The 10,506-nt window shown below is 35.2% G+C and carries 12 protein-coding genes; 6 read left to right on the top strand and 6 right to left on the bottom strand.

All coding sequences use genetic code 11. From position 1 onward, the window contains the following. From xseA to SOY52_RS00765, 3 genes are all read right to left on the bottom strand, one after another. Positions 1 to 707, bottom strand: a 707-nt coding sequence (gene xseA / locus SOY52_RS00775) for an exodeoxyribonuclease VII large subunit (protein WP_320847078.1), incomplete at its 3' end; no start/stop codon positions are given. After that, a complete protein-coding gene (locus SOY52_RS00770; protein ID WP_320847077.1) occupies positions 704 to 1,171 on the bottom strand; it encodes a hypothetical protein in 468 nt (155 codons plus the stop codon). The genes xseA and SOY52_RS00770, both read right to left, overlap by 4 nt. A gap of 49 nt (positions 1,172 to 1,220) precedes the next feature. Continuing rightward, entirely contained in the window at positions 1,221 to 1,388 is a 168-nt protein-coding gene (locus SOY52_RS00765) for a DUF362 domain-containing protein (RefSeq protein WP_154425538.1), read from the bottom strand. 121 nt (positions 1,389 to 1,509) lie between these two features. Between SOY52_RS00765 and SOY52_RS00760 the strand changes: the two genes are divergently transcribed. The 6 genes from SOY52_RS00760 (at position 1,510) to SOY52_RS00735 (ending at position 8,355) form a co-directional block, all read left to right on the top strand. Further along, positions 1,510 to 3,744 (top strand): DNA topoisomerase 3, encoded by a 2,235-nt coding sequence (locus SOY52_RS00760; protein ID WP_320847076.1) that lies wholly within the window; start codon positions 1,510 to 1,512, stop codon positions 3,742 to 3,744. 63 nt (positions 3,745 to 3,807) lie between these two features. Next, positions 3,808 to 4,569 (top strand): 4-hydroxy-tetrahydrodipicolinate reductase, encoded by a 762-nt coding sequence (gene dapB, locus SOY52_RS00755; RefSeq protein ID WP_320847075.1) that lies wholly within the window; start codon positions 3,808 to 3,810, stop codon positions 4,567 to 4,569. 7 nt (positions 4,570 to 4,576) lie between these two features. Then, positions 4,577 to 5,491, top strand: a complete 915-nt coding sequence (gene dapA, locus SOY52_RS00750; protein ID WP_320847074.1) for a 4-hydroxy-tetrahydrodipicolinate synthase — start codon at positions 4,577 to 4,579, stop codon at positions 5,489 to 5,491. Continuing rightward, positions 5,491 to 6,714, top strand: a complete 1,224-nt coding sequence (locus SOY52_RS00745; protein ID WP_320847073.1) for an LL-diaminopimelate aminotransferase — start codon at positions 5,491 to 5,493, stop codon at positions 6,712 to 6,714. The genes dapA and SOY52_RS00745 overlap by 1 nt, the downstream gene beginning before the upstream one ends. Further along, positions 6,711 to 7,964, top strand: coding sequence for a diaminopimelate decarboxylase (locus SOY52_RS00740; RefSeq protein WP_320847072.1), 1,254 nt, complete (start codon positions 6,711 to 6,713; stop codon positions 7,962 to 7,964). Before SOY52_RS00745 ends, SOY52_RS00740 begins: the two co-directional genes overlap by 4 nt. Further along, on the top strand, positions 7,954 to 8,355 hold the full coding sequence (locus SOY52_RS00735) for a YbgC/FadM family acyl-CoA thioesterase (RefSeq protein ID WP_320847071.1): 402 nt from the start codon (positions 7,954 to 7,956) through the stop codon (positions 8,353 to 8,355). Before SOY52_RS00740 ends, SOY52_RS00735 begins: the two co-directional genes overlap by 11 nt. Here the strand turns inward: SOY52_RS00735 and SOY52_RS00730 are convergent. The 3 genes from SOY52_RS00730 to SOY52_RS00720 form a co-directional block, all read right to left on the bottom strand. Further along, positions 8,338 to 9,564: a Y-family DNA polymerase gene (locus SOY52_RS00730; protein WP_320847070.1), complete on the bottom strand. Its 1,227-nt coding sequence runs from the start codon at positions 9,562 to 9,564 to the stop codon at positions 8,338 to 8,340. The two genes, SOY52_RS00735 and SOY52_RS00730, sit on opposite strands and share 18 nt — an antisense overlap. Next, the gene (locus tag SOY52_RS00725; RefSeq protein ID WP_320847069.1) at positions 9,561 to 9,935 is read right to left on the bottom strand and encodes a translesion error-prone DNA polymerase V autoproteolytic subunit; all 375 of its coding nucleotides are present in this window, start codon (positions 9,933 to 9,935) and stop codon (positions 9,561 to 9,563) included. Before SOY52_RS00725 ends, SOY52_RS00730 begins: the two co-directional genes overlap by 4 nt. A gap of 305 nt (positions 9,936 to 10,240) precedes the next feature. After that, positions 10,241 to 10,506 (bottom strand): hypothetical protein (locus SOY52_RS00720; RefSeq protein ID WP_320847068.1); only part of this gene is annotated, 266 nt, incomplete at its 5' end.

The raw sequence follows: 10,506 nt of genomic DNA, 5'->3' as shown, positions 1-10,506 counted from the left end.
GAAATAACAGGTATCTCAGAGTTATGTATTGCTTCAATTACTAATGGATCAGAAAAGCAAAGCAAATCCTCTTTTGATCCACCACCTCTACCAACAATTAAGACATCACACATTGGAATAAGGTTTGCATTATTAATTTGTGCACTAATATCCTCTGCCGCACTCTCTCCTTGGACTAAGCAAGGATAGATAACAACATCAAGAGAAGGCGCTCTCTTTTTTAATGTGTTTAACATGTCCTCAATTGCGGCTCCATTAGAAGCTGTAATAATTCCAATTCTAGTTGGGTACTTAGGAATACTCTTTTTGTTTTCAATATCAAAGTACCCTAAGCTTTGGTAGTATTGTTTTCTTTTTTCAAGCTCAATTAATATTTCTCCATCACCTTGTCTTACTATTCTTTGACAAATAATTTGGTAGGTGCCTCTTGGCTCATATACATCAATATTGCCATAAACTGTGACCATATCACCATTTTGAGGAATGTATGAGCTAGGAGTTCTTGAAAAACGGAACATTATCGCACTTATTTGGCTTTCTTTATCCTTTAATGTAAAATACCAGTGTCCTGTAGCAGATGGCTTAAATCCTGATACTTCACCTTCAATTGTTAAGTTATAAAAGGACTGTCTGAAGGTTTCTTTTATTATCTTATTAATTTCACTTACCTTTAAAGGTTTATCAATTAGAGCATTATCAAGTGTCATTCTTTTTTGCTCCCATCAAGCATGAAAAATGAAAAAATAGTCATTACAATAGAAAGAATTATACATACATATATTGGTAAATAATATGTAGTACATAGTAGCATTGAAAAGGCTATTGAAAGGGAAGGGGACAAAATAAATCTTTCATCCTTAAGTGATAGAAGTAGTAATAGTAGTGCTATAACACTAAATATTATTGTTAATTTTATATCACCACTATTAGATGTAGCTAATATGATAGCTGCATTTACCTTATTTATTTTATAAAGAGTTTTGGTAAAGATAATAATAAATATTAGAGCGCATATTGCAGAGATGGCAAAACTAATTGAAGTTGAAAGAAAAAATGATAAAACACCTTTAAGTGCTAGCATCATTAAAAATGGTGATGATAGCTTTTTAAATCGTACAGAAAAGGTGCTTAATAGTATTAGTATTATTGATAATATTAAAAATGTAATCATAAAAGAAAAGCTGTCCAGCAAGGACAGCTTGAAGTGTGATTGATTTTAATCAAGCCTCTTCGATAGCACCTGTTGGGCATACGCCTGCACATGTACCACAATCGAGACACTTGTCTGGGTCAATTGAATAGATGTCACCTTCAGAAATTGCTTCAGCAGGACATTCACCTGCACAAGTTCCGCAAGCTACGCATGAATCTGTGATTCTGTAAGCCATAGTAATACTCCTTACCTTATGAGATAATTAAATTATAGTTAGACTCCCTTGGCCTCGTCAAGGTGATTTTTGATTCAATATACTTTAATTATTGCAAGTGTTTTGATAAAATCCGTTAACCATGAAGAAACTTGTAATAACTGAAAAACCCTCAGTAGCTAGGGAAATAGCAAAAACACTATTTGCTTTTGATCGTTTTCAAGGATATATCGAAGGAAGTAATTATATCGTAACTTGGGCTCTTGGACACCTTGTTGAGCTTTGTGATCCAGCGCACTACAGTGAAAGATATAAAAGATGGTCAATAAAAGATCTTCCAATGCTTCCAGAAACATTAGAACAAGAAGTAATTGAAGATACTAAAGACCAATTTGAAAATATAAATGCACTTTTAAAGCGAAGTGATATTGAATCTGTTGTTATTGCAACTGATGCAGGTCGTGAAGGTGAGCTTGTCGCTAGATGGATTTTAAAGCTTTCTGGCTATAATGGTAAGCTTGAAAGACTTTGGATAAGTAGCCAAACTGAAAAAGCAATTAAAGAGGGCTTTGCAAACCTAGTTCCTGCTTCACTCTATGATAATCTTTACCATGCTGCCGAGGCTCGTAGTGCGGCTGACTGGTATGTTGGTATGAATGTTTCTCGTGCATTAACTTGTCACTATGATGCGAAGCTTTCAGCAGGTAGAGTTCAAACACCAACTCTTGCTTTGATGACTAAACGAGAGGATGAAAGGGAAGCTTTCTTGGGTTCTGGCTACTATACAGCTCGTGCTGATTTTGGTCTTTTTTCTGCATCATACTATCCTGAGGAAAACTCGATTCGCTTTACAGATAAAAAGGTAAAAGAGGAGTTTGAAACTTCTTTTAAGGGTAAAGAGTGTGTAGTTAGCGAGCTTAAGGATGAAGAGAAGGAGGAAAAACCGCCTCTACTTTATGATTTAACAGAGCTTCAAAGAGATGCAAACCTTTCCTATGGCTTTTCTGCAAAGGAAACACTTGATACCTTGCAACGCCTATACGAGGTTCATAAAATCGTTACCTATCCAAGAACAGATTCAAGGTATTTAACCTCTGATATTGTTCCAACCTTTAAAGATAGATTAAAGGCATTATTAAATACTCAATTTGCTTCAACTGCAAAATCATATTTGGAAGATGGTTTTGATTTTGATAATGAAAGAAATGTCAAAGAGGAAGAAGTAAGTGACCACCATGCAATTATTCCAACGGAAGAAGTTGTAAAGCTTGAAAAGCTATCTTGTGATGAAGAGAAGTTATTCAGATTAATTGCATTAAGATTTTTGGAGGTTTTGTCATCATCATACAAATATAAAACAACTACATGTATTATCGATGCTTCTGGTAAAAACTTTAAAACTCGTTTAACACTTCCACTTCAAAAGGGATGGAGAAAGGTAAGTGAGGATGCTGGGATAAAGAGTACTGCTGCCGTTGATAACCTCGATATTAGCTTTGCTATTTTACGTCTTCATGAAGGTGATAAAGTAAAGATTGAGGATATAGTTGTTAGAGAAAATAGTACAACTCCTCCTGAGCGTTATACAGATGCAACTCTTCTTTCAGCTATGGAGCATGCTGGTAGGTTTGTAGATGATTTAGATATCAAGGGTAATTTAGCAAATGGTCTTGGTACCCCTGCAACTCGTGCAGAGATCATCGAAAAACTGGTACAAAATAGATATGTTGAGAGAGAAGGAAAGTACTTTGTACCAACTGCAAAGGGTAGAGAAGTTGTTAGACTTGCTCCAAAGGTATTACAGTCTCCTGAATTAACTGGAATTTGGGAAAAAAGATTAGATGATATTAGTAAGGGAACAGGGGACTATGACAAGTTTATTTTAGACATTAAAAAGATGGCTAGTGACTTGGTTGAGGAGGTTAAGAACTCTTCTCTTGTATTTGAACCTCACTTTGTAGATTCAAAAAAATGTCCATTCTGTGGAAGTGAAATGATGAAAAGCATCGCTCTTGATGGGTGTGTTCACTACATCTGTCAGCGTCTTTCATGCTCTTATGAGGAAAAGCTTGTAAAAGTGCCTATTGATACAGGAGCAAGTGTTAAGATTAAAAAGGCACCTCAGTTTACTAGCGATGGAAAAGTTAAGGTTAGCCTAAAAAAGCCTACTGTAAAAATTGCTAAAACAATATATGAAACGAAGATAGAAGTAGTTCATGAAAGTAAAAAGAAAAACAGAACCTTTGATAGTGAAAGAAATGTTAAGAAAAATAATTTTTCTTCATCTTCTTTTTCTGATGTAGGTGGTGGTACTTTTGCTGATTTCTTTAAGCAATCACAAGAGAGAGCGGAAAAGAGGAGTAAAAAGAGAAAATAGTTATTATAATAACATATTGTTATTTTATAGACATTATTTTACTAATCTGCTAATATCCACGATATGGATATTGGTATTGTAGGTTTTGGTAAAATGGGAAAGAGGATTTATGATTTAGCTCACGAATCCTCTTATTGTGTAAAAGCTGTAATAGATTGTTTTTCAGATGATGTAAGAGTTACCTCTAAGACTCTTAGTAAAGAATCTTTAGAGGGCTGTGATGTTGTTATCGATTTTTCACATCCATCTACTGCTGTAGAAAATATTAAGAAGTATGTTGACTACTCTATACCTGCAGTAATTGGAACAACAGGATGGTATGAAAGAGTTGATGAAGTTAAAACTTATACTCAAGAAAAGGGTGGAGCAATTCTTTGGTCTGGAAACTTTTCTTTAGGCGTTGCTGCAACTATTAAGATTGTTTCATATGCTTCTAAACTTATGAATACTCTTACTGAATATGATGTAGCTGTACATGAGATACACCATAACAAAAAGGCTGATAGTCCATCTGGAACTGGTTTGATGCTTGCTAAAGAGGTTATTAAAAACCTTGATAGAAAGGATGAAATAGATACAGAATGTCAGCATCAAAAGATAAGACCAAATGTACTTCATCTTTCCTCAAGTAGGGTGGGAAGTGTTCCTGGCATTCATGAGGTTATTTTTGATAGTGATGTTGATACTATCACAATAAGTCACAGTGCAAGAAGTCGTGATGGTTTTGCTTCTGGCTCTCTTAGCGCTGCAAAGTGGTTAATAAGTGAAAAGAGAGTAGGTCTCTTTTCAATGGATGATTTAATAAACAATATTCTTGGAGAATGATATAAAAATGAAAAAGAGTGATTTATTTAGAGGTGTTTTTACTGCTTTAATTACACCTTTTACCGATTATGGTACAGTTGATTATGCTGCACTAGAGAGAATTATTAACTTCCAAATCGAGAATGGAATTGATGGCTTAGTACCTTGTGGCACAACTGGTGAAAGCCCATGTCTTTCTCACGAGGAGCACGATAGAGTAATTGCTCAAACAATTAAGTTTGCTAAAGGTAGAGTTCCAGTAATTGCTGGAACAGGTTCTAATGCTACTAATGAAGCAATTAGACTTTCTCAACACGCTGAGGATGCAGGTGTTGATGCTGTATTACTGGTAAATCCTTACTACAATAAGCCTAACCAGGAAGGTTTATATAGACATTTCAGAGCTATTGCTGATAGCGTAAGTGTTCCATGTATTTTATACAATATTAAAGGTAGAACAGGTGTAAACTTGGAAACCGATACATTAATTCGCCTTGTTAATGATTGTCCTAATATTTATGCTGTTAAGGAAGCAAGTGGTAATCTTGACCAGATGACCGATGTAATTAATAGAACTCCAGATGATTTCACAGTCCTTTCAGGAGACGATAATCTAGCTCTTGAGCTTGTAAGAAGAGGTGGTGATGGTGTTATTTCTGTTGCTTCAAACCTTTTCCCTAAGCAGATGGCAAAGATGGTTCACTCTGCATTTGATGGCGACTATGCTACAGCTGAAAAAATTGAGAATGTATTTGCTCCATTCTTTAAAACTTGCTTTATTGAAACAAACCCAATTCCTATTAAAACTGCTATGGCTCACTATGGTAAGTGCCGTGAAATTTTCCGTCTTCCAATGTGTCCTCTTGAAAAGAGTGAACATAGAGATGTTTTAATTAAGAGTACAGATGATATCTTTGCTGCAATTGAGAGAGGTGAGATCTAATGGCTAGAATTAATAGTAACTATACAAAGCTTGCATCTGGTTATCTATTTCCTGAAATTGCAAGAAGAACTAAGCTTTGGAGTCAAAATAATCCTGGAATTGAGTTAATGCGTCTTGGTATTGGTAATACTACAGAAGCTCTTCCTCTTGTACTTGTTGATGCTATGAAAGCAAAGCTTGATAAGCTTTCATCAAGAGACACATATACAGGCTATGGTGATGAGCAGGGGGATACTCCATTAAGAGAAGCTTTAAAGGACTTCTATAAGTCTCACTATGGTGTTGAGCTTTTAGCAGATGAATTCTTTGTCTCTGATGGTGCAAAAAGTGATGCTGCAAATATTCAAAATCTTTTTTCTGAGGATTGTATTGTAGCAGTTCAAGACCCTGCTTACCCAGTATATGTAGACTCAAACGTAGTTGGTGGTAGAAGTACTGGCTTTGTTGATGGTCAATATAAGGGTTTTGTATACCTTGAGGGTAATAAGGAAAATGGCTTTGTTCCACTTCCTCCTAAGGAAAAAGTTGATATCATCTACCTTTGCTTCCCAAATAATCCAACTGGTGCTGTTGCAACAAAAGAACAACTTAAAGCTTTTGTTGACTATGCAAGAGAGAATAAGGCTGTAATTATCTTCGATGCAGCTTACTCATCATACATAGAGGATGACGAGCTTCCACGTTCTATCTATGAAATTGAAGGTGCAAAGGAATGTGCAATTGAGATTAATTCATTTTCTAAGAATGCGGGCTTTACTGGTGTTCGTCTCGGTTGGACAGTTGTACCACATGCACTTGTTTGTGAAAATAGTGAACCAAATGAGCTTAGACAAATGTGGAATAGAAGACAGTGTACCTTCTTCAATGGTGCTTCCAACATTGCTCAAGCTGGTGGCTTAGCTGCTTTATCAGATGAAGGTTATAAGGCTTGCCAAGAGCTTGTTGATTACTACAAGGGAAATGCAAGAATTATTAAAGAGGGTCTTGAAAGCATTGGTCTTGAATGTATTGGAGGAAAAAACAGTCCTTACATTTGGGCAAAGTGTCCTAATGGCTTATCAAGCTGGGAGTTCTTCGATTATCTTTTAGATAAGTGTCACGTTGTAGTTACTCCAGGTGCTGGCTTTGGTGCTGCAGGTGAAGGCTATGTTCGTGTTTCATCTTATGGCCACAGAGAAAATGTTGAAAAGGCGATTAAGAGTATTAAGGAGAACTTAAAATGAGTGAGAAAAAATTGCCCCTTAATGAGAGTGAATTCCTTAAAAAAATTGAAGGTATCCCAACACCTTTCCACCTTTATGATGAAAAAGCAATTTTAGAGAATGCTGAAAACTTTAAGAAAGCTTTCAATTGGGCCCCTGGCTTTACAAATTTCTTTGCTGTAAAGGCTTGCCCTAATCCTGCAATTTTAAAGCGCTTAGCTGCTCTTGGTTTTGGTGCCGATTGTTCATCTCTTCCTGAACTCTTATTAAGTAAGGCTTCTGGTATTAAAGGTGAAAAGATTGTATTTACTTCAAATGACACACCAGCAGAAGAGTTTAGAGTTGCATACGAGCTTGGTGCAATAATTAACCTTGATGATATTACTCACATTGACTTTTTGTATGATGCTCTTGGTAAAAAGTTCCCAGAGTTAATTTGCTTTAGATATAATCCAGGTCCAGATAGAACTGGTAATGCTATTATTGGTAACCCTGTTGAAGCAAAATATGGTGTTACTAAGGACCAGCTCTTTGAGTGTTATAAAAAGGCAAAAGCCCTTGGTGCTAAACGCTTTGGTCTTCATACAATGGTTGCTTCAAATGAGCTTAATGGAGATTATATCGTTGAGACTGCAAGAATGCTCTTTACTCTTGTTAACGATATTAAGAGAGAACTTGATATCGATATTGAATTCATCGATATGGGTGGTGGAATTGGTATTCCATACCGCTTAGAGGATGAAAGAATTGATTTAGCAGATCTTTCAGCTAAGATTGAAGCTCTCTATAAAGAGTATAACCAGAAGGTAAGACTTACATTTGAATGTGGTCGTATGATCACAGGGCCTTATGGCTATCTTGTTACCAAGGCCTTACATGTAACAAAGAAGTACAAAGATTACATTGGGCTTGACGCATGTATGGCTGATTTAATGCGTCCTGCACTCTATGGTTCATACCATCACATCACTGTTGTTGGAAAAAGTGGTTTAGCTAAAGACCATACTTATGATGTTACAGGCTCTCTTTGTGAGAATAACGATAAGTTTGCAATTGACAGAAAGCTTCCAAAGGTTGATGAAGGTGATATTTTAGTAATCCATGATACCGGAGCACATGGTCATTCAATGGGCTTTAACTACAATGCAAAGCTTCGTCATGCAGAGTATTTACTCACCTCTGATAATAAACTTGTTATGATTAGAAGAGCTGAAACTTATGATGACTATGTTAAGACTCTAAGATTTGAAGGAGCTGAGGTTGAAGTATAATTATTCTCTTCGTGTTTACTTTTCTGATACCGATGCTGGTGGAATTGTCTACCATGCACGTTATTTGGACTTTGCTGAGCACGCAAGAACAGAGGCATTAAGAAGTGTATTTAAGGGAAGTCAAAGTCAACTTCTTTCAGCTGACTGTGCCTTCGTTGTTAAGAGTATAAATATTTCATATGAAAAGCCTGGCTATTTAGATGATTTATTAACTGTAGAGACCTATGTAAAGGAAGCCAAAAGGTTTTCTGCAGTATTTAATCAAATTGTAAAAAGAGATGATGAAGTGCTTGCAACTTTAGAAGTTAAAGTTGCAGCAATATCTCTTGAAAAGAAACGTCCCATTATGATCCCTGAAGAGATAATTAAAGCTCTATCTATCGAGGATTAATGGTAGATCAGTAAAACGAGTAGTGTAGGCAGGGCTTTTTAGCTCTGCCTTTGTCATTTTATCCTTAGTTAAACCAAGAGCAGAAAGTGTAGTAACTTCACCTCTTCCATACTTTTTATTTAATTCACATACAACACTAGTTAGTCTTTGATTCCTTTCATCTGAATAATTATCATTATAAAATAAGTTGTACTGCCTCTCACCTTTTTCATGGATATCGAGTGCAAATACTCGTGATCCTTTGTAAGCTGCTTTTTTATAGCAAATGGATAAAGCATATCCAATTGCTTTTGAAAATGTTGGAAGATAAGAAGTGGGATGGATTAATTTTACTTTTACAAATGGAGTGTAGAAATCACTTTTAAAACGAGATGTGAAAATTTGTATTGCAATTTCACCTGATTCCAAACCCTTCTTTTCTAGCTTTTCAGAGAGAGTTTGAGCATGTGAAACTAAGGTTTTGTATAGTTCGTCATAAGATACTATCGGATGAGAGAATGTAATACCTGACGCAAAGGATGCATTTTTAATACTTTCCTGGTGGGCATCTACACCTCTTAATTCAAGAGCTGTTCTGAGTCCTGTTACCGTTAAGAGCTTTAAGATAAAATCGTCATCTAGATCCCGAAATGCTTTAGCAGTGTAGATACCTCTCTTCTTAAGCTTTTCTGAGTTCCTATATCCAATACCCCAAACATCTATAATATCTGTATTCTTTAATACTTCATCTTCATCTGCTTCATTTAAAATAAAGGCACCACTTTTTTCTTTCTTTGCAATGTGATTGGCAATTTTAGCAAGTGTTTTAGTTCGCCCTAAGCCAATAGATACAGGAATACCACTTTCATTTGTAATTTCATATCGGAGTTCTTCAGGCTTAATAACTCCTGGAGTAAAGAAAGCTTCATCAATAGAGTATGGAAATATTTCGTAAGTTTTTTGGGAAAGTAAGGTCATCACTCTATCAGATATTGATTGATAGAGTGGATAGTTAGAAGAAAAGGCTTTAACTCCTCTTTTTGCTGCAATATCTTTAACTTCAAACCAGTTTAACCCTCTAGTAATTCCATTTTGCTTGGCTTCCTTATTTGCTGTTACAACACACCCATCGTTATTTGATAAAACAACAATACCTCTTCCCTTAAGGTCCGGCCTAAATAGAGCTTCACAGGAGGCATAAAAACTGTTGCAATCACAAAGTCCTATCATAGTTTTCTAACAACTGCAGTAACAACTCCAAATATTGTTAACTCCTCTTCTTTTCCAAGTATGATATCATCAAAATCAGGATTCTCTGGATGTAGTATTACTTGAGGCTTTAAAAATAATCGTTTGAGTGTAAAACAACCATCAATACAGGCAACAACCAAAGAACCATGATAAGCCCTTTTTGATTTATCAACTAAGATTATATCTTCTGGGTAAATCCCTGCTCCGGTCATTGATACACCCTTAGCTCGAAGTGCGTATACACTTGGTTTCCTTACATCTAAATATGTATTAAAATCTAAACTTGATTCTGTATAATCTTGAGCAGGCGAAGGAAACCCACAGATTATTACAGGTGCTTCACTTATCATTCTTTCTATCTCCTAATAGAAAAATAATACCATTAAAGCAATAAAGAATATATAAAATGCTAAAATACATAAATATTTATTTAATTACAATATAAATAATTAAGTATTTTAAAGTAAAAATATTTTATTTTAAGCTTTCTTAGGTAAGAATTTTTAAAAAAGAGAGATAAAAACCTTGAAATTTTAATACAGGGGAGACTGTGTAAAACTTTTATGATAAAGTGACATAGAGATATAGATTTAATAGCTATAACAAAAAACCCGCAAAACTGCGGGCAATTAATAACAGATTTAATAATTATTGATTAATTCATATTTATAGAATCTTTTGTAGTATCACTCTCGCTTTTCTTGTGTTCTGCAAGAAGCTTTGAAGTATTTTCTGCAATCTTTGCAGAATTTTCAACAAGTTCACCAAAACCATAGAGGAAGATAGAGCTAACATACGCAATTAAAGCAAAGATTGCTACCCCAATAATAAAATTGGTATTATTAAAACTGTGATATCTAGTGTAACCATAAACGGTATACTGTGCATAGTTATAAGAAAGATAAATGCCTACTGTAAGAA

The sequence above is a fragment of the Bullifex sp. genome (genome assembly GCF_034103065.1).
GTDB lineage: Bacteria > Spirochaetota > Spirochaetia > Sphaerochaetales > Sphaerochaetaceae > Bullifex.
Note: the sequence above shows the minus strand (reverse complement) of the source record. Positions and strands in the feature narration are given on the sequence as shown.

Bases quoted from the DNA above. Each gene is read 5' to 3' on its own strand.
- SOY52_RS00725 (WP_320847069.1), bottom strand. From the start codon at position 9,935: ATGATAAGTGAAGCACCTGTAATAATCTGTGGGTTTCCTTCGCCTGCT.
- dapB (WP_320847075.1), top strand. From the start codon at position 3,808: ATGGATATTGGTATTGTAGGTTTTGGTAAAATGGGAAAGAGGATTTAT.
- SOY52_RS00745 (WP_320847073.1), top strand. From the start codon at position 5,491: ATGGCTAGAATTAATAGTAACTATACAAAGCTTGCATCTGGTTATCTA.
- dapA (WP_320847074.1), top strand. From the start codon at position 4,577: ATGAAAAAGAGTGATTTATTTAGAGGTGTTTTTACTGCTTTAATTACA.
- SOY52_RS00730 (WP_320847070.1), bottom strand. From the start codon at position 9,564: ATGATAGGACTTTGTGATTGCAACAGTTTTTATGCCTCCTGTGAAGCT.
- SOY52_RS00740 (WP_320847072.1), top strand. From the start codon at position 6,711: ATGAGTGAGAAAAAATTGCCCCTTAATGAGAGTGAATTCCTTAAAAAA.
- SOY52_RS00765 (WP_154425538.1), bottom strand. From the start codon at position 1,388: ATGGCTTACAGAATCACAGATTCATGCGTAGCTTGCGGAACTTGTGCA.
- SOY52_RS00760 (WP_320847076.1), top strand. From the start codon at position 1,510: ATGAAGAAACTTGTAATAACTGAAAAACCCTCAGTAGCTAGGGAAATA.
- SOY52_RS00770 (WP_320847077.1), bottom strand. From the start codon at position 1,171: ATGATTACATTTTTAATATTATCAATAATACTAATACTATTAAGCACC.